At 71.0% G+C, this 26,374-nt stretch carries 23 protein-coding genes; 8 read left to right on the forward strand and 15 right to left on the reverse strand.

Annotated elements, in window-relative coordinates:
• Positions 1–101: 101 nt before the first annotated feature.
• Both Pma05_RS29940 and Pma05_RS29945 read right to left on the reverse strand, forming a co-directional pair.
• Complete coding sequence (locus tag Pma05_RS29940) at positions 102–2,741, reverse strand: proprotein convertase P-domain-containing protein (RefSeq protein WP_203860840.1); 2,640 nt, start codon at positions 2,739–2,741, stop codon at positions 102–104.
• A gap of 243 nt (positions 2,742–2,984) precedes the next feature.
• A complete protein-coding gene (locus Pma05_RS29945) occupies positions 2,985–4,598 on the reverse strand; it encodes an FAD-binding oxidoreductase (RefSeq protein WP_239313352.1) in 1,614 nt (537 codons plus the stop codon).
• Between the two features lie 544 nt (positions 4,599–5,142).
• Between Pma05_RS29945 and Pma05_RS29950 the strand changes: the two genes are divergently transcribed.
• Positions 5,143–5,862, forward strand: coding sequence for a hypothetical protein (locus Pma05_RS29950; RefSeq protein WP_239313354.1), 720 nt, complete (start codon positions 5,143–5,145; stop codon positions 5,860–5,862).
• Positions 5,863–6,260: 398 nt separating this feature from the next.
• Here Pma05_RS29950 and Pma05_RS29955 read toward each other — a convergent pair whose 3' ends face one another.
• The 3 genes from Pma05_RS29955 to Pma05_RS29965 form a co-directional block, all read right to left on the reverse strand.
• Positions 6,261–6,464 carry a DUF397 domain-containing protein gene (locus tag Pma05_RS29955; RefSeq protein WP_203860841.1) on the reverse strand — a complete coding sequence of 68 codons (204 nt, stop codon included), beginning with the start codon at positions 6,462–6,464 and terminating at the stop codon, positions 6,261–6,263.
• Positions 6,465–6,554: 90 nt separating this feature from the next.
• Positions 6,555–6,995: a hypothetical protein gene (locus Pma05_RS29960; RefSeq protein ID WP_239313356.1), complete on the reverse strand. Its 441-nt coding sequence runs from the start codon at positions 6,993–6,995 to the stop codon at positions 6,555–6,557.
• A 41-nt stretch (positions 6,996–7,036) separates the two neighbouring features.
• Positions 7,037–8,290 (reverse strand): helix-turn-helix domain-containing protein, encoded by a 1,254-nt coding sequence (locus Pma05_RS29965; RefSeq protein ID WP_203860843.1) that lies wholly within the window; start codon positions 8,288–8,290, stop codon positions 7,037–7,039.
• A gap of 400 nt (positions 8,291–8,690) precedes the next feature.
• Here Pma05_RS29965 and Pma05_RS29970 point away from each other — a divergent pair, with 400 nt between their 5' ends.
• Both Pma05_RS29970 and murC read left to right on the forward strand, forming a co-directional pair.
• Complete coding sequence (locus Pma05_RS29970) at positions 8,691–9,089, forward strand: hypothetical protein (protein WP_203860844.1); 399 nt, start codon at positions 8,691–8,693, stop codon at positions 9,087–9,089.
• Positions 9,090–10,753: 1,664 nt separating this feature from the next.
• Complete coding sequence (gene murC / locus Pma05_RS29975; RefSeq protein ID WP_203860845.1) at positions 10,754–12,199, forward strand: UDP-N-acetylmuramate--L-alanine ligase; 1,446 nt, start codon at positions 10,754–10,756, stop codon at positions 12,197–12,199.
• Positions 12,200–12,202: 3 nt separating this feature from the next.
• Here murC and Pma05_RS29980 read toward each other — a convergent pair whose 3' ends face one another.
• Positions 12,203–13,609, reverse strand: coding sequence for a UDP-N-acetylmuramoyl-tripeptide--D-alanyl-D-alanine ligase (locus Pma05_RS29980; protein WP_239313358.1), 1,407 nt, complete (start codon positions 13,607–13,609; stop codon positions 12,203–12,205).
• Positions 13,610–13,709: 100 nt separating this feature from the next.
• Here Pma05_RS29980 and Pma05_RS29985 point away from each other — a divergent pair, with 100 nt between their 5' ends.
• The gene (locus tag Pma05_RS29985) at positions 13,710–13,919 is read left to right on the forward strand and encodes a hypothetical protein (RefSeq protein ID WP_203860846.1); all 210 of its coding nucleotides are present in this window, start codon (positions 13,710–13,712) and stop codon (positions 13,917–13,919) included.
• A 56-nt stretch (positions 13,920–13,975) separates the two neighbouring features.
• On the forward strand, positions 13,976–14,215 hold the full coding sequence (locus Pma05_RS29990; protein ID WP_203860847.1) for a hypothetical protein: 240 nt from the start codon (positions 13,976–13,978) through the stop codon (positions 14,213–14,215).
• A gap of 98 nt (positions 14,216–14,313) precedes the next feature.
• Here the strand turns inward: Pma05_RS29990 and Pma05_RS29995 are convergent, their stop codons facing one another.
• The 5 genes from Pma05_RS29995 to Pma05_RS30015 are packed head-to-tail and all read right to left on the reverse strand — an operon-like array spanning position 14,314 to position 18,414.
• A complete protein-coding gene (locus tag Pma05_RS29995) occupies positions 14,314–15,219 on the reverse strand; it encodes an ABC transporter ATP-binding protein (RefSeq protein WP_203860848.1) in 906 nt (301 codons plus the stop codon).
• Between the two features lie 33 nt (positions 15,220–15,252).
• Positions 15,253–16,056, reverse strand: coding sequence for an ABC transporter permease (locus Pma05_RS30000; protein WP_203860849.1), 804 nt, complete (start codon positions 16,054–16,056; stop codon positions 15,253–15,255).
• A complete protein-coding gene (locus Pma05_RS30005; protein WP_203860850.1) occupies positions 16,053–16,850 on the reverse strand; it encodes a hypothetical protein in 798 nt (265 codons plus the stop codon). The genes Pma05_RS30000 and Pma05_RS30005 overlap by 4 nt, the downstream gene beginning before the upstream one ends.
• Positions 16,847–17,752: a cupin domain-containing protein gene (locus Pma05_RS30010; protein ID WP_203860851.1), complete on the reverse strand. Its 906-nt coding sequence runs from the start codon at positions 17,750–17,752 to the stop codon at positions 16,847–16,849. Before Pma05_RS30010 ends, Pma05_RS30005 begins: the two co-directional genes overlap by 4 nt.
• Positions 17,749–18,414 carry an RNA polymerase sigma factor gene (locus Pma05_RS30015; protein WP_203860852.1) on the reverse strand — a complete coding sequence of 222 codons (666 nt, stop codon included), beginning with the start codon at positions 18,412–18,414 and terminating at the stop codon, positions 17,749–17,751. Before Pma05_RS30015 ends, Pma05_RS30010 begins: the two co-directional genes overlap by 4 nt.
• A gap of 308 nt (positions 18,415–18,722) precedes the next feature.
• On the opposite strand from Pma05_RS30015, the gene Pma05_RS30020 reads away from it, so the two are divergent.
• Positions 18,723–20,024, forward strand: coding sequence for an asparaginase (locus tag Pma05_RS30020; RefSeq protein WP_203860853.1), 1,302 nt, complete (start codon positions 18,723–18,725; stop codon positions 20,022–20,024).
• Between the two features lie 207 nt (positions 20,025–20,231).
• On the opposite strand, the gene Pma05_RS30025 is transcribed toward Pma05_RS30020, so the two are convergent.
• Entirely contained in the window at positions 20,232–22,751 is a 2,520-nt protein-coding gene (locus tag Pma05_RS30025) for an ATP-binding protein (RefSeq protein WP_203860854.1), read from the reverse strand.
• 238 nt (positions 22,752–22,989) lie between these two features.
• Here Pma05_RS30025 and Pma05_RS30030 point away from each other — a divergent pair, with 238 nt between their 5' ends.
• Positions 22,990–23,652 carry a hypothetical protein gene (locus Pma05_RS30030; RefSeq protein WP_203860855.1) on the forward strand — a complete coding sequence of 221 codons (663 nt, stop codon included), beginning with the start codon at positions 22,990–22,992 and terminating at the stop codon, positions 23,650–23,652.
• A gap of 193 nt (positions 23,653–23,845) precedes the next feature.
• On the opposite strand, the gene Pma05_RS30035 is transcribed toward Pma05_RS30030, so the two are convergent.
• Genes Pma05_RS30035 through Pma05_RS30045 form a run of 3 tightly spaced genes read right to left on the reverse strand, consistent with a single transcriptional unit; the run spans position 23,846 to position 25,152 of the window.
• On the reverse strand, positions 23,846–24,256 hold the full coding sequence (locus Pma05_RS30035; RefSeq protein WP_203860856.1) for a VOC family protein: 411 nt from the start codon (positions 24,254–24,256) through the stop codon (positions 23,846–23,848).
• Between the two features lie 60 nt (positions 24,257–24,316).
• On the reverse strand, positions 24,317–24,790 hold the full coding sequence (locus tag Pma05_RS30040) for an SRPBCC family protein (RefSeq protein ID WP_239313398.1): 474 nt from the start codon (positions 24,788–24,790) through the stop codon (positions 24,317–24,319).
• Between the two features lie 14 nt (positions 24,791–24,804).
• Positions 24,805–25,152 carry an ArsR/SmtB family transcription factor gene (locus tag Pma05_RS30045; protein ID WP_203860858.1) on the reverse strand — a complete coding sequence of 116 codons (348 nt, stop codon included), beginning with the start codon at positions 25,150–25,152 and terminating at the stop codon, positions 24,805–24,807.
• Positions 25,153–25,295: 143 nt separating this feature from the next.
• Between Pma05_RS30045 and Pma05_RS30050 the strand changes: the two genes are divergently transcribed.
• Positions 25,296–26,318 (forward strand): SMP-30/gluconolactonase/LRE family protein, encoded by a 1,023-nt coding sequence (locus tag Pma05_RS30050; RefSeq protein WP_203860859.1) that lies wholly within the window; start codon positions 25,296–25,298, stop codon positions 26,316–26,318.
• Positions 26,319–26,374 lie beyond the last annotated feature (56 nt).

Below are 26,374 nucleotides of genomic sequence, written 5' to 3' on the forward strand. Positions count from 1 at the left end.
CGGCGTGCACGGGGCGCGCCGGGGTCACGGGTCGGGTCAGGGTTCCGTCCACGCCCAGGTCGTCGAACTGGGCCGGTCAGGGCGGGTCGGGTTGAGTCGGGTCAGAGTGTCAGTGACCATCGGTCGAGGTAGCCGGTGTCCCCGAGCGCCATGTCCTGCACCCGCAACTGCCAGGTACCGTTGCGGGCCTCCCCGGACAGGTCCACCTGGTAGGTCCGGTCGATGTTGTCGGCCGCCTCGCCGGCCCGGTCGTGCAGCACGTAGGTGCTGCCGTCCGGCGCGACCAGGCTCACCACCAGGTCACCGATCCAGGTGTGCACGATGTGCACCTCGACGCTGCTGGTCGCCGACGCGTTGCCGGAACACGCCGACAGGCTGATCGCGCTCTGCACGGGGGACCCGTACGGGATCGCCACGTCCGTACCGTTGCTGCCGGAGCAGACCGTCGGCACGCCACCGCCGCGCAGGTCGAGCGACCACGAGTCGAGATAGCCGACGTCGAGCACGGCGGCGTCCTGCACCCGCAGCCGCCAGGTGCCGTTCGCCACCTCGCCGGAGAGGTCCACGGCGTAGACCTGGTTCAGGCTGTCGGCGTCGCCGCCGGTACGGTTGTGCAGCACGTACGCGCTGCCGTCCGGCGCGACCAGGCTCACCACCAGGTCACCGATCCAGGTGTGCACGATGCGTACCTCCACGGTGCTGGTCGCGGCGGCGTTGCCGGGGCAGCCGGAGATCGTGATCGTGCTCTCCGCGGTCGACCCGTCCGGGATCGTCAGGTCGGTGGGGTTGCTGGCCGAACAGGTCTGCGGACCGCCTCCACCGCCGCCCAGGTCGAGGCGCCACGAGTCGAGGTACCCCACGTCCTGCGCGGCGGCGTCCTGCACCCGCAGCCGCCAGGTGCCGTTCGCCGCCTCGCCGGAGAGGTCGACGCCGAACGTCTGGTCCAGGTTGTCGGCACCCTCGCCGGTACGGTTGTGCAACACGTACGCGCTGCCGTCCGGCGCGACCAGGCTCACCACCAGGTCACCCCGGTAGGTGTGCACGATGTGCACCTCGACGCTGCTGGTCGCCGACGGGGTGGCGGCACACCCGGAGATCGTGATCGTGCTCTCCACAGTGGACGAGTCCGGGATCGGTGTGTCGGTGTCGTTCGACCCGGAACAGCCCGGCGGCCCCTCCACGGTCAGCGCGTACGTCGCCGTACGGGTGGCCTCGGTGCCGGTGCCGGTGACCGTCACCGGGTAGCTGCCCGGCGGCGTCGCCGCCCCGACGCTGATCGTCAGCGTCGCCGACCCGCCCGAGGTGACCGAGGCAGGCGCGAACGAGGCCGTCGTACCGGCCGGCAGCCCGCTCGCGGTCAACGCCACCGGCTGGGGGTCGCCGGCCGTGACCGTCGTGTTCACCGTCGCCGTCAGCGAGCCGCCCGGCGGCGTCGAGCCGGCGGCCGGCGCGACCGAGACGCTGAAGTCGTGCTCCGGCGGCGCGGCGCTCTCGACGTGCAGCAGGACGTTCGGCGAGCCCGGTCCCGGGTTGGTCACCACCCCGGTGGTGCCATTGCCGACCAGGTGGTCCCGGACCTGTCGCGGGGTGAACGTCGGGTTCTGGGCGAGCACCAACGCCGCCGCGCCGGCCACGTGCGGCGACGCCATCGAGGTGCCGTCCCACGAGTCGCTGGAAGTGTTGCTGTCCATCGTCGAGGAGGTGATCGCCACCCCCGGGGCGAAGATGTCGACGCAGTTGCCGTAGTTGGAGAACGACGCCCGGGCGTCGCTGCGCCCGGAACCGCCCTGGAGACCCCCGGTCGCCGCCACGGTGATCGCGTTCGGCGCGCTGGCCGGCGAGCTGTCGCAGGCGTCGCTGGTCTCGTTGCCGGCCGCGACCGCGAAGCTCACCCCGTCAGCGATCGCGTTCTCCACCGCCGTGTTCACCGTGACCGCCGCCGGCCCACCCAGGCTCATGTTCGCTACCGCCAGCTCGCCCAGGTCATGGTCTCCGGTGACCCAGTCGATGCCGGCGATGACCTGCCCGTAGGTGCCTTCGCCCGCGCAGTCGAGCACCCGTACCGCGACCAGGGTGACTCCCTTGGCCACCCCGTACTCGCGGCCACCCGCGGTGCCGGCCACGTGCGTACCGTGGCCGTCGCAGTCGTCGGCCGTCCCGCCGTCGATGGCGTCGTAGCCGGAGATCGCCCGTCCGCCGAAGGTGCTGTGCGAGAACCGGATACCGGTGTCCACGACGTAGACCCGGACGCCGGAGGCGGTCGTCGGATAGGTGTAACTGTTGTCCAGCGCCAGCGGTCGCTGGTCGATCCGGTCCAGTCCCCAGGACGGGGTCGGCGACTGGGTGTCGCTCTTGCGCACCCGGTGGTTCTGCTCCACGTACGCCACCGACGGGTCGGCCGCGACCTGCTTGGCCATCGCGGCCGTACCGGTGAACTCGAACCCACGCACGGCGTGCCGGTACGTGCGGGCGACCTCGCCCCCGACCCGGCCGGCCACCGCGCCGGCCCGGTCGCCCACCGCACGCGCGGCCACGACGGAGTCCCGGAACACCACGAGGTAGCTGTCCGCCACCGCTGTCGCCCCACCGGCGTTGCGGATCACACCCTCGTCCGCCGAGACGGGCTTCGCGGACGCGGGTGGTGCCATCGCCGCCGCCATCACCACGGCCAGCACCGCGGCCGTCCAGGCCGGCAGCCCGCGCGTCCCCCACCGGCCAGCCGATCCGATCGGATGTCTCATGACCTGTCTCCTCCCCTCGCGCCGACACGGGCCCGCGCGGGCGGCTGCCGGCGTCCGACCCGAGATCGACTACCGGCGATGCTAGGGGACGCAACGGTCCGCTGACGGCGGGTAATCGGCCGGAACATCGCCGGTATACGCCCCATGTGCTGCCCCGTGTACGCCCGGCTCCGCGCGGGTTCCGCGCCGGTGGCCCCGGCCGGGGCTGGCCGGGGCCGCCAGGTTCAGCCAGGGCGGCCGGAGTCAGCCGGGTTGGACGGAGAGGCCGTGCCGGAACACGTTCCGGGGATCCCAGCGCGCCTTCGCCGCCCGTAGCCGCGGATAGTTGGCCCCGTAGTAGAGCGAGTGCCACGGCACGCCGGAGGTGTTCCAGGCCGGGTCGGCGAGGTCGACGTCCGGGTAGTTGATGTAGGAGCCGTCGTTGACGTCGCCGGACACCGGCACTCCGCCGGTGTCAGCGTAGACGTCGCGGTAGAACTCGCGGATCCACGCCAGGTGCCGGGCGTCCTCGGCCGGGTCGACCCAGCCCGCGAGGTAGAACAGCTTGATCACCGAGTCGCGCTGCGCGGTGGCGGTCGCCGCCGACGCTACGGTGTTGATCTGCCCACCGTAGGTGTTGAGGCTCAACGATCCGACCGGGTTGTCGTAGTCGGCGCGGGTCAGGTGGTGGTAGGCGGCGGCGATCTGCCGGTTGGTGAGCCCGCGGCGGAGGTATCCCGCCTTGGTCTTGAGGCGCCACCGCTTGCCGTCGTCGCCGTTGCCCCGCAGCGCCGAGGTCAACCACGGCAGGCTTTCCTCGGTACGGATCGGCGCCACCCCGACCCCCGCACCCAGCACGGCGATGTGCTCGTCCAGCAGTCGTGCGCCGTCGGCACCGCCGGCGACCTGGCCGACCAGCGTGTGGTTGCCGGCCGGCCGGCGGGTCAGCAACAGTTCGCCGTAGAGGCTGGCCTGCGGCGTACCGGGAGCGCGGTGCCGGACGCACCAGTCGCCGAAGTTGCGGGCCAGCCGGGCGAATCCCCGCTCGGTCATGCCCTGCCACGGCCACTGGACCGTGAAGGTCAGTACGGACCCGGGCGGCCGGGGCAGCAGCCGGCTCGGGTCGTCGCCGGTCGCACCCGGCGAGCGAAACCAGTACCGGGTGACGACTCCGAAGTTGCCGCCCCCGCCGCCGGTGTGCGCCCACCACAGTTCCCGGTTGGGGTCGTCCCGCTCACGGGTGGCGACCACGGTATGGGCCGTACCGGACTGGTCCACCGTGACGACCTCGACGGCGTAGAGGTGGTCGACGACCAGACCGTGCAACCGGGACAGCGGCCCGTACCCGCCGCCGGCGACATGCCCACCGGCGCCCACCCCCGGGCACGAGCCGCCGGGCAGGGTCACGCCCCAGCCGAGATAGAGCCGGCGGTACACCTCGCCCAGCGTCGCGCCCGCCTCGACCGCGAACGCGTTCCGCAGCGGGTCGTAGTAGACGCCGGTCATCCCGGACAGGTCAATGACCATCCGGATCTGCGGACTGTCCACGAAGTCCTCGAAGCAGTGCCCGCCGCTGCGTACCGCGATCCGCTGGCCGGCCTGCACTCCGGCCTGCACCGCGGCCCGGACCTGTTCGGTCGAGCCGACCACCCGGACCTGGTCGGGGGTACCGACGAACCGACGGTTGCCCCGGCGGACCAGATCCGGGTAACGCGGGTCGTCCGGGCCCACCGCGACCGGGCCGAACGGTGGCGGGCAGTCGCCGGCCGACACGACGGCGGCGGGCGCCGGCCGGTGGAGCTGATGGGCTGCCATCCCGGCGGCCACGGCGGCGACCGCGGTGGTACGGAGCAGGTCTCTACGGCGATGTTCGGCCATCTGGCGGGTGCCCCCCGTTCTTGTGTTGTCGACGTCTCCTCGGTGCCGTCGACGCCCCGCTTGTCGAGGTCGCCGCCAACGCTAGGGGCGGTCGACGGGCCCGGAAATCTTGCTGACCACCGCGTCCGTACGGGGGAAGGCCCTACTGTCCTGTCCGGACGAAGGCGGCGGAGGGCGCAACACCGAAACCTTTTCGGCAGCAGCGGGTGGTGCAGGTGTCGCACGACCTCAGCAGATTTTCCTCACATCGATTGCCATCGAAGCGTTGCCGAAAAGGTTTTCGTCCGCCATGGTGGGTTGTGAGTCCCAGTGACCCCACGGCCGAAGTGCCGAAGCTCTTCTCGCCCCAGGTACGACGGCGCGATCGGTCACCGACCCGGGTGTGTCCAGGCGCGGCCCAGTTCTCCCAGCGTCGGACCGTCCCGTTGCCGGCGCTCGGTCGCTGGGGTCCCACGATGCCGGAAGGTGTCACGGGCTGTGGAAAGTGCACGTTCCACATCGTCCGCCTCTGCTGCCTCCGGCCCGGCCCATGGAAGGACGAGGTATGACAACCGAACCGAAGCGGTCGACGACACGGTCGAGATGGCGTGGCTGGCGTGCCGGCCTGGCAGTGGGCGTGGTGATGGCGAGCGTCCTCACCGCAGCCCTGGTCGCCCCGCCGGCCGCCTCCGCCGCCCCGCCGAACGGGACCGTACGGGTCTTCTGGCTCAAGCCCGCCGACGTGGCGTACGACCAGCGCTACCCGGACGGCATCGCGAACGTGATGCGCGAGGCGCAACGGTACTACCGCCAGGAACTGGGCAGGACGTTCCGGCTGAACGACCCGGTCGTCGAGGTCGTCAACGGAGACCAGCGACGCACCTGGTACGAGAACACCCCGGCGTGCGGGGAGAAGTACTGGTGGACCGTGTGCAACATGCAGGCCGAGCTGAGGCGCAAGTTCGGCCTGGGAGCACCGGACAACCGCTGGATCAACGTCGGTGAGATCAGTGCGGAGGGTGACGGCGCCGGAGGCGGCGGTGGCAACGGCTGGGTCATCCTCAGCGGCCACGACGCGGACGGCGCGGCGGGCATCAACGGCAACATGAACCGCTGGTACGGCGGCATGGTGCACGAACTCGGCCACGCCCTGGGCCTGCCGGACTCCACCTACACCGACGGCACACCGATGTCGGCGTCCTTCTACAACTACCCGAACACCCACTTCAACCAGGCGCAGAAGGACCGGATCCTCAACGGCCGATACGGTGCCTTCCTCTCCTGAGCGGTGCCCTCCGTCGGGACGTCCGGGCTGCTGGTGAAGCGGCAGCGCCGGCTCGGAGCCGACCCGCCGCGAGCCCGCCCCCGGCCAGGTGCCGGAGGCGGGCTCGTCGTCGCCGTGGCGCAGGTACCCGGCGACCTGCTGGGCCGTGCCGCGTTCGGTGGTCTGGACCACGGCATCGCCGAGCGGGACCCTCTGCTGGCCGACCTAGCGGTGATCTCGATCGCACCGCACGTGGTCGACCGCACCTGTGCCCCTTCCGACGTTCCGAGCCCTGTCGACTGGATCGGCACCGAGGCGGGCGGGGGCGGCATCCCGCCACGCCGACCTGGCGGAAACCGTTGGCCACAGCACCCGCCCCGGGCTCGCCGACGCCTGGTGTTCTACCGTCCAGGATTGCCCTAGATCAGGCCGTCGAACTCACCCTTGGCCACGCCTTCACGGAACGTTGCGAACTCGGCCGGCGTGAACCGTAGGACCGGGCCGGCAAGGTCCTTCGAGTCACGCACGCCGATGACGTCACCCTTGCGGGCAACCTCGACGCACGCGCCGTTGTTCTGCGAGCGGGTGCTCTTGCGCCAGGTGACGTCTGCGAACTCGGTCATTTCAGCTCCCTTACCGCCTGACGGATCAATGATCGAGTCATTGGGGCTGAGCGCCATTGCGCCGTTTGTCCCCTGTGGAGAGGGATCCGACTAGTCACGCCGGGCTCCGACCGGCCAGACAACCGAAACCGGTAGCCGTTTGTCCTGTGCGTACTGCACCACGTCGGCGGTGCCACCATAGGCGCGCGCGGGCTCGCCGTCCCACACTGCGATGAGGTGATCGGCACTGTCTACCATGAAGCGGCTCGCGTCCATGTGTGCTTCGGATGTTGACTCTACGTGCGTTCGACTGTGCACCGCCGTGGCGCGGCTTAACAGGTTGTCGTACTGCGCTTTGGCGTCCTCGGGAAGGCCGTCACGGTACTTTTCGGCGGGAACGATCACCTCGATATGCCCGCCGCGATTCAACACGGCGGTAGCGAATATCTGATCCGCGCCGTCTGCTAAGCAGGACAACCCGACCAGTTCGGCGCCGCTGGGTGCGAGCCGTTCAAGTTCTGCCTCAACCCCTTGGGCGATCAATTCCGCCACGTCGAGGGCTAGCCCACGATGGCCGCTTACTGCTACCCGGATCAAGGTTCCTCCCGATACGTGGAATACAAGCGTTCGTCAAGCTCTGATACTGCACGCCCAGACTGTGTACCGAGCGTTTTGCGGAATGCGGCAACGGAGCGCGTAACCCGCTCTGAGTCATAGGCTTGGCCGATGTCGAATGCCTCGGCTGCCACCTTACAAGCCTCGTCGACTTTGCCGGCCTGCGCCAGTACACCGGCCCGCAAGACGTCCATGACGGCGCGCGGCTTGGGCGCCTGCTGCGGATCGTAGGATATCCGTAGTGCCTTTTCGGCGGTCTTTACGCGGCCGAGTTTTCCGGCAACCTGCGCCCGGAAACCGGCCAACTTCCGCTCATCGAACCGGAAGATCCACGGCCAGACCGGTTCATCGTTCGATGCACGATTCAGCCGCGCTTCGGCCTGGTCCAACTTTGCGAGCGCATTCCGGTCCTTGATCTGCGCGAGGGCGAGCGACTCGATAGCGTCCATCCAGATTCCGGCAATAGCCGGCGCTGAACGGGGAAGCCGATGCCGGGCGTCCGCGACGAGACGCACACTTTCGGCGGCGTCGCCACAGTTCGCGGCGAATTGGCTCATGCTCGCCTGCATGTACGCGGGCAGCAGGGGGTGTCCTGAACGTTCGGCCGCCCGCACGGCGAGCTGGTAGTGACGTCGAGCGGTCGCCCGATCTTCTACATCGACGTACAGCCACGCGGCGAGTCCGGCCGTCTCGGCGAGTACGGCGCGCAGGCGGCGGGTGTGTGCTGGTGAGTGTCCGTCGCGGCTGGCAAGTTGGCGGACAAGGGCAAGGTGAGCGCTGACCGGCGCGATGAGGCTGCGTGACGGTAGACGCTGCTCTAGCCGGCGGTATGTGGCGGACGGGATCGTCAACAGCCGCTCCTCGTCCTGCGTCTCGACGGGAACGTCTCCCTCGACGGTGCCGATCAACGCGAGCCCCGAGACGCCTGCTGCGCCCGCTAGGAACTGGCGGCGGTTCGTGTCGTCCTCCTGGTCATCGAGCAAGCCCGCGAGCGACCTCGGGACGCCCAAGCCGTCGCAAAGTGCTCGCACTGTGCGGATGCCCGGCTCCTTGCTCTGACCGTTCATCAGCCGCGAGACGTGCGGCTGTGAGACGCCGACCGCTACCGCGATGTCAGTCTGCGATGCCCCGGTCTCTCGAACGAGCATCTGAAGCACCGTCGACCAGTCACCGGACCGGAGCGCACGCCTGAACTCGGGCCGGTCGAGCATCTCCGACGGCGCCTTGATCATCAAGGCAGGCCCTTGACATGCGAATACATCGCAGGCATGGCGTGTGACACCAGTCTGGTAGCGGCTCCTAGCTTGGCGCCATGTTGGGCGTTTATGTGGTTCAACTATGCCCCCGTCTGACGTGATCGGCATACATGCAGGCATAGCGACTGCTTCCTATACCTCCACGAGTGGCCGTAACGAGCGGTGACCTGCACGCTTCGCATTGTCGCCGAGATCGCTCCAGTAGAGAACGCCTGACGGGCATCCCTGCCGACATCGGGCGGCGGCCCCCTGCTGGCTCCCACCGTCCTGTGCGGGTTCGCTCGCCGTCACGGTGGGTGGGCTGGTAGGGGGCGTTGCGCCGCTGCGGACGCACGGGGCACCGGAGCCAGGACGCAAGTGGGGAGTGGTTGAGCGAATGCAGGGACCGAACGAGCGGCTTCGACAGGCGCGGCTCGCGCGGCTATCGCCGTCGGGCTCGGGGCGGGCGATGTCGCGTCAGGAGTTGGCCGAGGCGGTCAACGCGGTGGTGTTCGCTGCCACGGGCGTGGTGATCCGGTTGAACGCGAACTACATCGGCAAGTTGGAGCTTGGTGTGCACCGCTGGCCGGCAGAGCCAACGCGGCGTGCATTTCGGGCGGTGCTCGATGCCGGGCGAGACGCCGATCTGGGGTTCTTCATCGTCTATGGAACGCGTACGGGTGCCGGCAACGCCCCGCGAGTGCAGGTGCCGGAGCGGCGCCGCTGCGGAGGCGTCGCCGCTGCCCGTCCGGTCGGTGTGGGCTGGCCGGGCAGGGACGACTGGGGGCGGCGATGACGGGGCAACAGTCAACCTTGGTGACGTCGAATGTGTCCCCGAGACACTGCTCGGTGCGGAGTCCTTTATGAATGCCCCGCCGCAGCCCGAGACCGGATCGCGTCAGGTCATCAATTTCCTCAGGTCCTCGGCCCGACCCCAGGTGCTCGCTCGCGGAGAACGCTGCCTTCTTCGCGACCAACCGCGCTCGCTTTACCGGAACCCGCCTTCTCAATCAATACCGTCGCAAACCCTTCAATTTCTCGGGCCGGAATCCTGCCCGAAGAAATTCCGGCAAGAACACTAGAAAAAGGGAAGTGGATGATCGATGATGCCGCCACCCGCCATCACTCCAGCCGAACGGCCAGCCACCGAAATACCAGCAACGAGCGGCTACAAGCCGGGTGACCGGGTTTGGGTCTATCGTGGCGGGTCCTGGCGTCCCGGGGTCGTGGAGTCCGCGACCTCGTTGGCGGTGCTGGCCACGTATCGGCCCACCGGCGCCAGAGGGACCGGTGTCGACACCGTTACCGCGCCGTGCGTGACCAGACGGACCGACACGGACACCAGCATCGATCAAACGGAATGGCCCCAGGCTCCGCGCGGCTTCGAGCCCGACTCCGCGAAATGCTCATCGCCGGCCAAACGGAGCCCTTCAAGTGAAGGTTCATCAATGTAAGTGATCACAGGTCCTTGATGCGGGCAACCACCGTCGCTACGACCCTATCGACGCCGCGACTAGGAGTTACCTCACTAAGCAATGACCGTGATGGGGTCGGCGGTCAGGTCAATCGGGCTGACCGGGAGGGGAATGGTGCGTGATGTTGGTTGGCGCTGTGATTGCCGCGTCGTTGGTCGGATTCCTCGCTGGGCTTCTGTCGTTCAAGGTCAAGGCGCGTTGGTGTCCGCACTGCGGAAGGCTCACGACCCATGTCATTTCGGAGCAGGCCGGGCGAACGCCATGAGGAGCTGTCGTGGCAGTGGAGTCGGCGATGCGTTCACTGGCGCGGGCGCGGCAAGCGTGCGCCGCTTCGGCCATCGAGGAGAGACGCGTATTCGTCGGAAGTCGGGCTTGTGTCTGGCGTGTGGTGTGCCTGGTCCGCGCGTGGAGCACGAGCAGGCATCCAAGGTGTTCATGTTCGCGTTGCGGCTGCCTCGCCGGTTGCCAGGACCGACACGGCCGGAGTTGATCGGTGCGCGGCGGGTGGGTATTCCCGGCCCGCTCGCGCAAGCGGGTTGAGGTGTTCGCTCATGCAGCCGGATCGATCGGGCAGCAACGGGTTAAGGGCCGGTGACCTCGTTTATGTTGGGCGGTCCGCGAGTGTGCAATTTGGTGGCACGTCGGCCTTTCTCTTCCGCGTGATCCGCGTCGACAACCACCCTACCTATTACGGATGGGCGTGGCTGGATGGTTACCAACTTGACGGCAGCCGCAACGCGGTGACGCGTCGGCAGATCTACGTACAGGCCGCCGGGCTCCGGCGGGTTCCGAAGGTGCCAGCCCCGTCCGGTCGTACATCGAATGTGCGCAGGCTCGATGACATGCGCGCATCGCTGCGGAATGCGCGCGTGCCTCGCGGTCGCACATGACGGCGGCTACCGCATGGAGAGGAGGTGATGCCGCCGGCATCGGCCCCGTACAGGACAACAGGTTGTTGATGGATTAAAAAAGGAGAACGGGCATCATGACCGACACTCTCACCGGTAACCCCACGCGCGACCCGTACACCGGCCCCTTCGACCTGTCCCGCCCCCACTTCGTCGGCATCGGCGGCACCGCCATGTCCGGCCTCGCCCGACTGCTCATGGAGTCGGGACACCGGGTCACCGGCAGCGACATCGCCAGTTCGGTCTCCGTGGCGACGCTGCGTCTGGCCGGGATTACCGTGCACCTCGGGCATCGCCCGGAGCACATCGTGGGCGCCTCGTGCGTCGTCTACACCACCGTCGCCGGTCACAACGCTGAGGTGACCGCTGCCCGCGAGGCCGGTATCCCGGTGGTCCACCGTGCTCAGGTCCTCGACGCGCTGAGCGCCGGGCATCGTCTGGTGGCGGTGTCCGGGTCGCACGGCAAGTCCACCACCACCGCCCTCCTCGCCACCACCCTGCGCGACCTCGGTACCGATCCGACCTATCTGATCGGCGCGAACCTGCGCCTACCCGGCTCGGGTGCCCGGCTCGGCGGCTCCGACCTGCTGATCGCGGAGGCGGACGAGTCGGACCGGTCGTTCCACTTCCTCACCCCGTGGATGGCGGTGATCAGCAACGTCACGGACGACCACCCGGAGAACTTCGTCGACCACGCCGATCTCGTCAACGCCTACACGACCTTCGCGCAGCGCATCACCTCGGGCGGGGTCCTGGTCGTCAACGCCGACGACGACGGCGCGATGGAGGTCGCCAGCCGCATCCGCGTGAACCGGCCCGACGTACGGGTGGTCCGCTACGGGCGGCACGTCACGGCGGACATTCGCCTGATTAACGTCACCGCGCGTGGGTGGGGCCTGCGGGCCGACGTGGCACTGCCCGAACGTCGTCAGGTCACCCTCGCCCTGGCGACTCCGGCAACGCATCACGCCCACAACGCGGTCGCCGCGCTGGCCTGCGCGGTCGCGCTCGGCATCGACGCCGACAACGCCGCGCGGGCAATCTCAACCTTCGCCGGCGTGCGGCGCCGGTTCGAGCACATCGACACCTACGACGGGGTGACGGTGATCGACACCTACGCCGACCACCCCGACGAGATCCACGCCGACCTGTCCGCAGCCCGCACCCTGACCCTCGCCGGGGGCAGGGTGTTGGTGGTCTTCCAGCCGTCCGGTCACGCCCGCGTGACCGCGTTCGGTGACCGCATCGGCGCCACCCTCGCGGAAGGCGCCGATCACGTCATGCTGCTCGACGTGCACGGCACCCTCCCGCCCGGTCAGGCCACCGCCGACACCGGGGCGCTCCTCCCCTCGCTGGGCGATGGCCGCTACACCCTCGCACTGAGCCGGGAGCACGCCACGTCGAGCATCGCCGCGATGGCGAAGCCCGGTGACGTGGTGGTGACCATGGGAACCGGCGACGTGACCACCTACGGGCCGGTCATCCTCGACCACCTCACCGACCGGGCGGTGCAGGTGGCCTAGCCGTCAGGCCGTAACAGCGTCGGGCTCCGTCAACTGGCGCGCGAGTTCCTGGAGCCCGACGCTGTTCGCTGCCTTCACCAACACCACATCCCCAGCCCGCAACCCGGCCCGCACCGTACCCAGCGCGCTGGCCACGTCCGGAACCCGCTCCACCGGCACGCCACCAGCCGATGCCGCCTCCGCGTACTGGCCGGCATCCGGCCCGCCGATCGCGACCAGCCAGTCCACGCCGACCTGGGCGACCCGTTCCCCGATCTCCCGGTGCGTCTGCGCCGAGTGCTCGCCCAGCTCGGCCATCTCACCCAACACCGCAACAGCACGCCGGCCATGCGGAGCGGCCATATCCGCCAACGCCTGCAACGCCGCCCGCATCGCGTCCGGGCTGGCGTTGTACGCATCGTTGATGACCGTGACCCCATCCGCCCGGGTGCTGACCTGCATCCGTCCCGGAGACAACGCGTCCGCCCTCGACAACGCCTCGGCCACCGCCCCGACCGGATGCCCCAAACCAAGCGCCACGGCGGCGGCAGCAAGCGCGTTGGACACCTGATGCGACCCGTAGAGCCGCAACCGCACCTCGGCCCGCTCACCGTCGAAGACGAGCCGGAACCCTGGACGGCCCTGCCCGTCCACCGCCACGTCCTCGGCCCGCACGTCCGCACCGTCGGCCAGCCCATACGTGACCACCCTGGCCCGGGTACGCGACGCCATACCCACAACCAACGGGTCATCGGCGTTGAGCACCGCGACACCACCGTCATACCGGGCCGGCAACGCCTCAACCAGCTCACCCTTGGCGATCACGATGTTGTCCACCGAACCGAACTCGCCCAGATGCGCGGCCCCGACCCTCGTCACCACACCAACCTTCGGCGGCGCCACCCCGGTCAGGTAGGTCAGGTGCCCGATCCCCCGCGCGCCCATCTCCAACACCAGATAGCAGGTGTCCTCGGTGGCCCGGCTGACCGTGTACGGCAAGCCCAGCTCGTTGTTGTTCGACCCCCGGTTAGCCACGGTCGGCCCGAACGCGGCCAACACCTGACTGAGGACATCTTTGGTCGAGGTCTTGCCCACCGAACCCGTCACTCCGATGACGGTCGTGTCGGTCAGCCGGTCCACCACCGCCCGCGCCAACCGGCCGTAGGCGGCGGGCACATCCGCAACCACAATCGCGGGCACACCGACCGGCCGCGACGCCAGCACACCTACCGCGCCGGCCTCCACCGCCGCAGCCGCGTAGTCATGCCCGTCCACCCGCTCACCCGGCAGGGCCACGAACAACCCACCCGGCTCCACCTTGCGCGAATCAAAGACAACGGGGGCGGTAACAGTCACGGCGGACGGGTCGACAGCATCGTGAACGGTTCCGCCCACAACCGTGGCAATCTCCTGAATCGTCAAGGCAAGCACATCGGCAAGGTACCCTCCTGAGCCTGTGCCACGCGCCCCGACTGGACCAGACCCGGGACCGGGTCGCCTGACCGGGGCGGGTGGTGGCAGGCTGTGGTGGGTGCAGGGGCGTGAGCCGGACTGGCTGGATGAGGACGTCAGGCGTCGGCAGAAGGTGGCCGAACGACTGGCGCACGAGTTGGCGCACGCACCCGAGGGGCGGCACGGGGCCGGGAACGACTACGTGGCGAGCGTCGCGGTTCAGGTCCGGCTCTCCTCCGCCGCTGGGGCGTTCGAGGCGCAGCTTGCCTTAGATGAGGCACCCGTCTAGATCAGCACGGGCCAGCCGGTGGGACCGGTCCGTGGCCGGCGGGAGCGGTTATGTGTGTGCACGCTCCGGAGTTCTGGAGCGTGGTGTTCCCCGTCGATCCGCTCACCGGCCTGATTCTGGTCTGCGCGGATGATCTTCAGGATCACTGCATGGAGGTCTACGACGACGGTCACAAGACGGGTAAGGCGATCGACGGCTTCCGCTACCGCGTTCTGGAAGCGCTCAAGAACCGATCTGAGCGCATCGCCAAGGGCACCGTGCGGGCTGATCCGTGGACGCTGGAGCCGCCGGCATAGCTTGCCGTGGGGTCACGGCGGGGTGACGAGATCGGCTCGGTCGAGTAGGTGGGCGATGAAGCGTTTCGCCCGCTTGCGCTGCTTGGATGCCGGCTGGCTCAGGACGGCAGCCGCAGCCCGCCCGGTACGGTGTGGGCCCGTGCGCTGGCACGCTGCATCAGCGCGACGTAACCGTCCTCAAGCGACGGTGGCACCGGCACCGCGTCCGGGCTCGGTCGGGACGAGCTGACCACCCGGTAGTGGGTGCCGTCGGTCCGACTGATCGCCGAGACCACCACCCCGACCGTCGGCGCCGGACCGGAACTGGTCACCTCCCAGGTGGCACCCTCACCGACCCGCACCAGATCGGTCACCATCCCCGTGTAGACCACCCGACCACCCGCCATCACCGCCGCGTGCTGACAGGTCTGCGCCACGTCCTCCACGATGTGCGTACTCAACAGCACCGTACGATGACCGGCCAGCCCGGCCAGCAGGGTCCGGAACCGTACCCGCTCCTCCGGGTCCAGCCCGGCGGTCGGCTCGTCCACCACGATCAGTGCGGGGTCACCCAGCAACGCCTGCGCGATGCCGACCCGCCGCCGCATCCCACCGGAGAAGCCCTTCATCCGCCGGCCCGCGACCTCGGTCAGCGCCACCAACTCCAGCAGCTCGTCGACCTGCCGGTGCCGCGCCCGGGTGTCGTCGAGCCCCTTCAGCAACCCGACGTAGTCCAGGAACTCCCGGGGTGACAGGTCGGGATAGAGGCCGAGATCCTGCGGCAGGTAGCCGAGCCGGCGCTGCACCGCCAGCCGGCCGGCGCTGGTGGTCAGGTCGTGCCCGCCGACCCGCACCTGCCCGCCGCTGGGCGGCAGCACCCCGGCCAGGATCCGCATCAGCGTGGTCTTGCCGGCGCCGTTCGCGCCGAGCAGGCCGTACATGCCGCCGGGGATGGCCAGGTCGACCGAGTGCAGCGCGGTGACCTTGCCGAACCGGCGGGTCAGGCCGGTGGTCTGGATGTCCATGCGAGGTGAGCCTTTCTCCCAGGGTGAGACGCGTCAGGCGGCGTGCTGGCGGCGGCGCGACAGGACGGTGTGTGCGACCAGCAGGGGCAGCAGGCCGAGCAGGACGAGCAGGGCGACGCTGAGCAGCGCGCTGCCGGCGCCGGGCTCGGGGCGCAGAAAGGAGAGCCAGCCGGGTACGCCGGCGAAGAGCGCCAGCTCACCTGAGAGCCAACTCGCCGGATAGTCGCCGATCGGCGTGACCAGGGTGCCGGTCAGTGACGGCAGGAAGTCCGGGGTGAGCATGTTCCCCCAGAACCAATAGCCGACGAAGAGCACCCGGAACAGCGGGGCGGAGATCGCCAGCGGGCAGGTCAGGGCGAAGCCGGCGACGAAGGCCAGTCCGGGGAGCATGACGACGGCGAACCCGAGCACCGCCCAGCCGAGCATCAGCGGGTCGCCCCGGTGCACGGTCTCGTAGCCACCGGCGAGCAGCATCGCCAGCAACGCCGGCAGGGCGGTGGCGGCGAGCCCGCCGAGGTACTTCCCGGCCAGCAGCAGCCCCGGCCGGATCGGCAGGCTCTCCAGCAGCGGGGCGGTGCCGAGCCGGCGGTCCCGGACCAGCCGGTCGGCCAGCACCATGCCGAAGCCGAGCGGCACCACGATGCCGAACAGCAGCGCCCAGCCGGCCATCACCTCCGGCGCGGTGGCGTCCGCCGGCAGGTAGCGGGGCCCGCGCGGGCCCTGGAACAGGGCGATCACCGTCGCCAGGACCAGCGTCGCCAGCCACAGCGACCGCTTGCGGACCTGCATCCGGAACTCGTACCGGCCGACCGCGAGCAGTTCCGACATCCCGCTCACTCCTCCTCCTCGGACAACAGCAGATGCGGCCGGCGCAGCAGCAGCGCGACCACGGCGACGAGCAGCAACCCGGTGAGAGTCAGCACCAGCCGGTTCGTCAGCCAGCCCTCCCCGGTCCCCACCCGGCTGGTGGTGAAGAGGAAGAACGGGCGGGTCCAGTCGTGGCCGACCAGCATGGCGGCGAAGATCTGCTCGCAGAGCCAGAGCCCGGCGACCGCACTCGTGGCCACCACGACACTGCGACCGAGTACGGCCAGCAGCACCGCCAGGGCGGCGAGCCAGATCGTCGGCGGCGCCCAGACCAGTGGCGAGGCGAGCGGGTCCGGCCCGGTCCACCAGCCGGTGAGCCCGAGCCCGGCCGAGTAGACCAGCGCGGAGAGCGCGGCAGCCAGCGCCAGCACCCCGAGCCGGCGGCCGAGCGTGTGGGCGTACCGGGTGGGTAGGGCGAGTTGCAGCTCCCGGCAGCCGTCCCGGGCCACCAGGGTCACCGCGGTCATCGCCACCGCCAGCGGCAGCAGGGCTTCCAGGCCGGTGAGCAGCAGGTCGCCGATCTGCCGCCGTCCGGCCCCGCCGTTGCCGGCGAGCAGGGCCATCGCCGCCGCGACCAGCAGCGCCGCCGGTGCCGCGACGCCGGCCGCCCAGCCGGCGCGGCGTGCCTCGTACCGCCACAGTTGGGGGGCGGCTGGCGGTGGTATCCGCCAGGAATGTTGGGCCATCACGTCACTGGGTGGGGCGGCGGGCCGCCGGGGTTCACCGGTACGGTCGGTGACCCGGGCCACATCGGGAGGCGTCACCGGCCGTAGGCGCGGCGCCCGAGGCCGGCCGGCAGGTGGGGCAGCAGTACGACCGTGCCGGCCATCAGCAGCGCCGCCACCAGCAGCAGCGGTGCGCTGGTCCGCCACAGCGGCTCGACCAGCCCGTCCACCGTGCCGTCCAGGGCGTTGGCGCCGGCCAGCAGCCGGAGTACCCAGAGGACCATGGCGACCCCGATCCCGACCGCCGGTCGCCACAGCACCGACAGCGCGAAGCTGACCGCCGAGAGCAGCGCCATCGGGCCGAGCCAGGCGGCGAAGAGCACCAGCGGCGTACCGGCGTCGAACCAGACCAGGCCGAGGGAGGCGACCGAGGCGGCGCCGAAGATCGCGCCGAGCACCAGGGTGAGCCGGGCCAGCAGCACCGCGCGTACCCCGGTCAGGCTCGCCGCCACGAGTTCGCCGGCCTCGTCCGTGCCGCTGCCGCAGGCCCCGGCGACGCCCAGGGCCGCGACCAGGGGTACCACGATGGCCAGCACCTGTTCGGAGATTCCCGGCGGCGCCCAGCCGGCCACGGCGGTGCCGACCGCCAGCACCACGGCGGCGACCAGCCAGACCCGCCGGTCGACCAGGCGTCGCTGGGCGGCCAGGATCCGCACCGCCCGACGCGTGGCGGCGCCGCCGAGCGGTGCCGCATACCGGGGTACGCCCGGCGCGCCGGCCCGGTGCGGCGCCAGCCGGGACAGCACCCCGGCGAGCAGCCCGGGCGACGGTACGGCGACCGCCGCGACCCGGTCACCGACGGCACCGGCCACCTGATGCCAGCCGGTCAGTTCGGCGGCGCAGCCGGGACAGTCCGCGACGTGCCGGGCCACCCGGCCGGCCCGGTCGTCCGGCAGCGTGCCGGCGGCGAACTCCGCCAGCAGGTGACTCGGGTGGGTCATGGTCCCGCCTCCCGTCCGGAAACCCCGACCGCCGCGACGTCGTCGGGCAGTGCCCGGCCACACCCGGTGCCATCGGGCAGTGTCCGGCCGAGCGCAGCGCGTTCGGGCAGTGGCCGACCGAGCCCGGTGTTGTCGGGCAGTGCCCGGGCGAGCCCGGCCCGGGCGTGGAACAGTCGACTCTTCACGGTGCCGACCGGGATGCCGAGTACCTCGGCGATCTCGGCGTGTGCGAGCCCGGCGCCGAACGCCAGGTCCAGCACCTCCCGGTGCGCCGGAGCCAGCTCGGCCAGCGCGGCGGCCACCGCCCGGGCGTCGGCCCTGGCCAGCGCGACCGCCTCCGGGCCGGGCTCGCCGGCCGGCACCTCGGCGGCGGCCTCCATCGGCAGCGGCGCCGGCCGGTGTCCGGTCATCCGGCCCAGCGCCTGCCGGCGGCAGATGCCGAACAGCCAGGTACGCACCGTGGACCGCCCCTCGAACGAGCCGGCGCCCCGCCAGGTGGCCAGGAAGGTGTCCTGGAGCGCCTCCTCGGCCCGCCCCCGGTCGCCGAGCAGCCCCTCGGCGTACGCCAGCAGCGGCTGGCCGTGCCGGACGTACAGCTCCTCGAAAGCCCGCTGGTCACCGGCGGCCACCCGGTGCAGCAGCCCGCGGTCGACGTCATCCATCCCGTCCTGGGTAGCCCGTCGGCCGGCCCGGGTTCACCTTCCGGCGGCGAATGTGCCGCTCGTCACAGCCGGGCCGGCTGTTTGCCCGGCGTGGTGCGGGGCGGGCAGCCGAACGTCGGGCCGAAGACGACCAAACCGGCAGCTTCCACCCCGGAGAATAGATCGAATACCGGCGATGGATCGGGCGCGTTCCGAAAGGCGGCAACGGGAAATGATCTTGTAACGCCGAGGAAAACCGAAGCTCGGACGATGCCCGTTACCCCCATCCCCAACTGCCCGTTCACCCCAACCCCCAACTGGAGGTCTCGTTGTCCAGCCTTTCCCGTCGGCTCCGGCCGACACCTCGGCGGCTGACCGCCGTACTCGTTCCGGTCCTCAGCGCGGCACTCACCGCCACGGTCCTCTCCGTCGTCGACCGCTCCCCCGAACCGACGGCGGTGGCGCTGCCCCCGATCAGTGGCACGGTCTCCGGGGTCACCGGACCGACCGAGATCCGCAGCGTCGCGTACGCCCAGGCGGTGGCCTCGGCCAAGGCGAAGAAGCCGAAGGTCACGGTGATCGGCACCGGCGGCACGATCTCCGGCGTCGCCACCTCCCGAAGCAGCTTCACCGACTACCAGTCCGGCCGGATCGCCATCGGCGACATGGTCGCCCGGCTCCAGCCGGAGATCGGACAGGTCGCCGACGTCTCGACGGTGCAGTTCGGCAACAAGGGCTCCGGCAGCTACACCATCGCCGAGTTCCACGCCCTCACCCTGGCCGTGGAGGCGGCGCTGAAGACGTCCGACGCGGTGGTGGTGACCAGTGGCACCGACACCATGGAGGAGTTCGCGTACTGGCTGGACCTGACCGTGCAGAGTCGCAAGCCGGTGGTGATCACGGGTGCGATGCGGCCGTGGGCGGCGGTGACCCCGGACGGGCCGCAGGTGATCGGCGCCGACGGGCCCGCCAACCTCTACAACTCGATCGTGCTGGCGGCCAGCCAGTCCACCTACTGCTACGGCACGGTGCTGCTGCTCGGCGACGAGTTCCACGCCGCCCGGGACGTCACCAAGACCAGCTCCTACCGGATGGACACCTTCCAGACCCGGGAGTTCGGCGTACTGGGCTGGGTCGACGGGCCGAACATCAAGGTCGGCCGGGCACCGGCCCGGGTCGAGGAGTGCGACGCGAAGAAGCGCTGGCTGACCCCGTTCGACCTGTCGAAGGTCGCCCCGACCGCGGTACCCCGGGTCGAGGTGGTCTACGGCTACCAGCAGGCCGGCGGGGAGGCGATCACCGCCTTCGCGGACGCCGGGGTGAAGGGCATCGTCACCGCCGGCACCGGCTCCGGCGGCATCTCCTCGGCGCAGAGCAGCGCCCGGAGCGCCGCCGCCGCGAAGGGAGTCGTCTTCGTCAGTACCACCCGGACCGGCTCCGGCTCGGTCTACGGCGGCAGCAGCACCTCCCCCATCATCCCCGGGGACGACCTGCTGCCGCAGAAGGCGCGACTGCTGCTGATGCTCAGCCTCGCCTTCGCCCCGGCCGACGTGGCCACGGTACGGACCTGGGTCACCACGTTGGGCAACCCGGAGTGGAACACCGCCCCGAAGGGCAGCCCGAAGGACTGAACCTCTTCAACCTGAACCGCGCGGCGCTCGCGCCCCGCGTTCGACCTCGCGGTCCATCGGACCGCACGGGGAGGTGGAAAAGGTCCACTGATCGCGGCACCGGCGGTGCCGGGCGGAGTCCGGGACACCGGAATCCGCCCGGCACCGTCGCCAGCGCCCGCCGGGCCGGCCGGATGGATCCCTCGCCGGACGTGCCCCTTCGGACGGTCAGGACGCGGTCGAGGGCACCGGCTCCGGGCTGAGGGACGACGGCGCCGACTCCGGGTTGAGGGACGACGGGACCGGGTCCGGGCTGAGGGGCGACGGGACCGGGTCCGGGCTGAGCCGGGCGAGTTTGTCCCGCACCGACGCGGCGCCCGGATGGCCGAACTCGGCGAGGATCTCCAGCGCGCGTACCCAGCAGGACCGGGCCGCGTCGACCTCGCCGACCACCCGCTGGGTGTCGCCGAGCCGGACCAGGGTCTCGGCCTCGTTGACCCGGTCAGCACTCTCGGCGAAGAGCCGCAGCGCCCGCTGGTAGCAGGTGATCGCCTCGTCGTGGTTGCCGAGATGGTGGTGGGCGTAGCCGAGACTGTCCCAGGTGTTCGGTTCGCCGTCCGGGTCGCCGGCCTGCTGGTGCACCGCCAGCGCCCGCCGGCAGTGCACCAGCGTCTGCTGGTAGTCGCCGAGCAGGGCGTGTAGCCAGCCGACGTCGTTGTGCAGCCGGGCCCGAGCGGTCGGCGGACCGTCCGGCGGATACAGCTCCAGCGCACGCAGCGCGTAGTCGAGCGCTGGCCGGTATTGTCCCTGCCGCTCCAGCACCCGGCAGACGTTCCGGGTCGTCTCGGCCTGACCGATCCGGTCACCGGTCTCGACATAGCGGGACAGCGCGAGGCGCAGGTGGAGGTGCGAGTCGTCGTAGCGGCCCAGCCCGAAGTAGGCCCGGGACAGTCCCCGGTGCGCGTACGCCTGCCCGGTCGGGCTGGCGGACCGGGTCGCGGCGGCCAGCGCGGTGCGTTGCGCGGCGGCGACGTCGCCCCACCGCCCGCGCCGGTCGAGGAAGTCGTCCAGGGTACGGGCCAACTGCCAGGCGTGGGTGTCGAAGCCCGAGCCGGCGGCCAGCCCGATCGCGGCCAGCAGTACCGGATATTCGGTGCCGAGCCAGACGGTCGCCGCCGAACTGTCGGCGAACTCGTCGACCACCGTTCCCGGGCGGGGCGGGGCCAACCCGACCGGTTGCAGACCCGGGCGCAGCAGCAGGGCGGCGATGTCCGCGCTGTGCAGGTAGTGGTCGAGCATCCGGTACCGGGCCTCCTGCCGCTCCGGCTCCGGGTCGACCAGCCCGTTCAGCTCGGCCGCGTACGCCCGGAGCAGGTCGTGGAACGTGTACCGCCCGGGGACGTGCTCGGCGAGCAGGTGTGCCCGGGTCAGCTCGGCCAGCAGTGGGCGTACCCGGGGCACCGGCAGGCCGGCCAGGCTGGCCGCCGCCGAGACCCCGATCTCGGGCCCGGGGTGCGTTCCGAGCAGCCGGAACAGTCGGGCAGCCGCCGCGCCGAGCGTCCGGTACGACCAGGAGAAGACCGCCCGCACGTCGGTGACCGGGTCCCCGGCGTCGAACGTGTCCAGGCCGCCGAGGGTGTCCCGCAACTCGGCGGCGAGGGTCTCCAGGGGAAAGCCGGGATTGGTGGCGGCTCGGGCGGCCACGATGGAGAGTGCCAGCGGCAGCCCCGCGCAGCGGGCGACGATCTCGTCGATCGCCGCTGGTTCGGCTGCCGCCCGGTCCGGTCCCAACCGCCGGGCCAGCAGTTGCCGGGCCTCGGGCTCGCTGAGCATGCCGAGCAGCATCGGATGGCTGCCCGCCGCCGCGACCAGGCTGGTGAGCTGGTTCCGGCTGGTCACCACGACCAGGCTGCCGGGCGACCCGGGCAGCAGCGGACGGACCTGTTCGGCGTCCCGGGCGTTGTCCAGCACCACCAGGACCCGCCGGTCCGCGAGCAGGCTGCGATAGAGGCCGACCTGGGCGTCCACCGTGCTTGGTACCCGGTGTGGCGGGACGTCGAACGCGTCCAGGAAGCCGCGTACCGCCTCGGCCGGGCTGAGCGCCGATCCGCTGGGCTCGAAGCCGCGCAGGTTGACGTAGAGCTGGCCGTCGGGGAAACGGTCCCGGACATGGTGTGCCCAGTGCACGGCGAGGATCGTCTTGCCCACCCCGGCAGTGCCGGCGATCAGGATCACCGGTACCGCCGTCGGGTGTTCGCCCGCCCCGGCCAGTACCGCGTCCAGCCGGGCGCACTCGGCGGTGCGGCCGGTGAAGGCGGCCAGGTCGGCGGGGAGCTGCCGGGGCACGGCGACCGGGAGTGCGGCGATCGTCGGCGCGGCCGTCCCGGGGCGCCCGCCCCGGGTGTCGTCGGCGGTCGGCGCTGGGCCGCCGCCCTCGGCCTGGCCCGTTCCGGCCGGACCGGTCGCGACGCGTCCCGCACCGGCGCCCGCTCCTCGGGCCGACCCGATCAGCAGGGCCTGCTCGGCCGGGTTCAGCGCCAGCGCCTCCGCCAGCAACCGCAGCGAGGTGCTGCGGGGACGCCGCAACTCGTCGCCCTCCAGCCGGCGGATGGTACGGGCGTTCAGCCCGGCCCGCTCGGCCAGCTCTTCCTGGGTCAGCAGCGCCCGCTCGCGCCACGCCCGCATCAGTGCGCCGAGGCTGGCTGTCGTCGTGGTCGGGTCGGTGTCGTCGGGCATCCCCGTACGCATCTGCCGCAGCTCCTTTCGACCAGCCCGCCGAAATGACCGGTCAATGTCCGGCCGCTGGCCTGTTACACCGTCCAACCCCGTTGCCAGTCTAGGCGGGTGCGGGCAAATGCCGTTAACGAGCGGGAAACGCCTGCGATCGATGCCCCGTCGACGCATCCGCCAGCCGGTCCGACCAGGACCGACGGGCGGGCTCCGGCGCGGCCGACCGAACACCGATTCCGAAAGGTCCACCTGCGAAATGTTGAGGTCAGCGCGGATCACCCTGGCCGCCGCCGCCCTGGCGGTCACGATGACCGCCTGTGGCGGGTCCGAGAACACCGAAGCGTCGTCGTTCGGCGGGGAGCCGGCGGCCGGACCGGCCACCACCGCTCCGGCCCCGGCGCCGGAGGGCGAGACGGTCGCGATGCCGACCGAGCCGTACGCCACGCCGAGTCCCGCCGAGCCGTCGCCGAAGCGCGACGCCCCGTTCGAGAGCAAAGTCCACTATGAACTCCGGTCGATGGTGGCGAAACAGGCCGGAATCTCGATCAAGAGTGACGTGAGCTGCGCCGCGAAGATCAGCGGCAGTGCCGACCAGAAGACCACCTGCACGGTCAGCTACCAGGGGCTGGAGGTGCCGTTCGAGGTCGAGGTCACCGGCGGCCGGTACGTCGCCAGCTACCGGGCCCGGCCGCAGAAGGCGCTGCTGGTCCGGGCCGGCGTGCACGAGGCGTTCGCCCGGTCCGTCGAGCGCTTCGCCGACCCCGCGTCGCTGCGTTGCGCCCAGATGCCGGAGAAGGCCCTGGTCGAGATCGACAAGGAGACCGGCTTCACCTGCTCGTACGTGCGGAAGGACTCCTCCAGCGGCCGGCCGATCGAGCGGGATGTCGTGATCCAGGACGACGACATCGAGTTCGCCTGATCCACCTAGGCGGGCGTGGGCAGGACCGGGGTCGGCCCACCCCGGTCCTGCCCACGTTCTTTCGCCCTATCCGCGCAACGGGGCCCCGGCAGCCGGCGCACGACGCTGGCCGGGTCGGCCGGCGCAGGAAGCTGGCCGGGTCGGCCGGCCGATGGTGGCAACGGGGCCGTACCGACATCGGAGGCGTGGCCGGCTATCCCCGGGAGGAGATCTGCTGCACCGCCCAGCCGTTGCCGTCCGGGTCGCTGAAGAAGACGAATCCGACGTTGTCCAACGGCTCCGGAACCGGGCTCGGGCTCTTGCCGAGGACCTGGATCTCGCTCACCTCGACACCCCGCTCGACGAGCTGGGCGCGGGCCTTGGCCAGGTCGGCGACGACGAGTTGCAGGCCGCGCAGCGACCCGGGCGGCGGCAGGTCCCGTACGACTCCGGTGCCGATCACGACCGAGCAGCCCGAGCCCGGCGGGGTGAGCTGGACGATGCGTACCTCGTCGTTGATCCGGGTGTCGTGGTCGACGTGGAAGCCGAGCTGGTCGGCGTAGAAGGTCTTGGCCCGGTCCACGTCGGAGACGGGGACCACCACCACTTCCAGGGTCCAGTTCACGATGACTGCCTCTCTGTGTGTGTCGATATCGGTGTCCGGCCCGGTGGCCGTGGGGGTGCGTCAGCGGGCCTCGGCCAGCTCCGCGAGCAGGTCGTCGAGCCGGCGGTAGCCCTCGGTCACGCCGCGCCGCATCGGGTAGCGGAGCACCCGGTCCCGGCCCTCCGGGGTGGCGTAGCGGATCGTCGTGGTCAGGGTGGCCACGCCGGCCCGTTCGACGAGTCGGTGGCTGATCAGGGTGTCGCCCGGGTACGACTGGTCGTCGTACCGCTCGGTGTAGACCAGCCGGCGGGCCGGCTCGATCACCTGGTAGGTCCCGCCGTGCGCCATCTCCTGCCCGTCCGGGCCTCGGGAGACGAACCGCCACGCGCCGCCGACCCGCAGGTCGACCTGGCAGTCGACGAGGTGCCAGCCCTGCGCGCCGAACCAGCGGCGGAGCAGGTCGGGGCGGGTCAGCGCGTCGAAGACCAGCCCGGCCGGGGCGTCGAAGGCGCGGGTGAGCACGATCTCCCGGTCCGTCGGGGTGGTCACGGTCAGTTCCCGGCCGCCGCTCACCGCGTCCGCCCCTCGCCACCCTCGGACTGGAGTTCGGCGAGCAGGCCGTCGAGCCGCTGGTAGCTCTCGGCCCAGTAGTCGCGGTAGTCCTCCAGCCAGTCCAGCGCGGCCTTGAGCGGCCGGGCCTCCAACCGGCACGGCCGGCGTTGCGCGTCCCGGCCCCGGGAGACGAGCCCGGCCCGTTCCAGCACCTTGAGGTGCTTGGAGACGGCGGGCTGGCTCATCGCGAACGGCGCGGCCAGCTCGGTGACGCTGGCCTCGCCGGTGGCCAGCCGGGCGAGGATCGCCCGCCGGGTCGGGTCGGCCAGGGCCGCGAAGGTCGCGTCGAGCAGGTCCGGACTCATCTTTCGTAACCCCTCAGTTCTATAACCAGATGGTTTATATCGTCGTCCGGCCGGAGTCGTCAAGCCGACCCGCCCGGTCCGACCCGGGCTGGCGGCCGGATCACGACCGGCACCGGCAACGATCCGGATGGATACCATGGGCCATGGCCAGACCGTCGATCGATCCCGTCGTGTGGCATCCGGACCGGGCACCGGCCCGAGCCCGCCAGCACAGCGGCACCCACCCGATGCCACCGCTACGCCTGCACCCCGTACCCGGCCAGGGGCCGGAGGACGTCGCGGTCGACTCCGCCGGGCGGATCTACACCGGGCTCGTCGACGGCCGACTGGTGCGGCTGCCGACGGACCGTACCGGAGCACGGGTCGTCGCCGAGACCGGCGGTCGGCCGCTCGGCGTCGAGGTGGACGGCGACGACCGACTGGTGGTCTGCGACGCCTCGCGCGGGCTGCTCCGGGTCGACCCCGAGACGGCCCGGATCAGTACCCTGGTCGCCGCCGGCACGGTGGTCGGGTCGGCGCCGCTGCGGGTCTGCAACAACGCGGCGGTGGCCGGCGACGGGTCGATCTGGTTCAGCGACTCGTCCCAGCGCTTCGAGTTGGCGTACTGGAAGGCGGACCTGCTCGAACACTCCGGCACCGGGCGCCTGCTCCGGTGGCATCCGGACGGGCACACCGAGGAGGTGCTGACCGGGCTCCAGTTCGCCAACGGGGTGGCGCTGGCGGCCGACGAGTCGTACGTGGTGGTGGCCGAGACCGGGGCGTACCGGCTGACCCGGGTGTGGCTGGCCGGTCCGGGTACCGGAGAGGTGGACCGGCTGGCCGACAACCTGCCGGCCTTCCCCGACAACCTCGCCCGCGACGACGACGGGCTGCTCTGGATCGCGATGGGTTCACCCCGGAACGCGCTGCTGGACCGGGTCTCGCCGTGGCATCCCGTCGTCCGGCGGGCCGTCTGGGCGCTGCCGGACTTCCTGCAACCGAAGCCGGTGGACACGGTCTGGGTGCAGGCGCTGGACGCCGACGGCCAGGTCCGGTACGACCTCCAGGCCACCGTCGGTGGATTCTCGATGGTCACCGGAGTACGCCGGCACGGCGACACCGTCTGGCTGGGCAGCCTGCACGGCGGCGCCGTAGCGGCGTTCGACCTGCCGGCCGCAGCCGCCTAGATCGGACGGAACCGTCCCCCGGCGACGGTGGGACGGTTCGGTGTCCACAGTACGAC

The organism is Plantactinospora mayteni, from assembly GCF_016862935.1.
Lineage (GTDB): Bacteria > Actinomycetota > Actinomycetes > Mycobacteriales > Micromonosporaceae > Plantactinospora > Plantactinospora mayteni.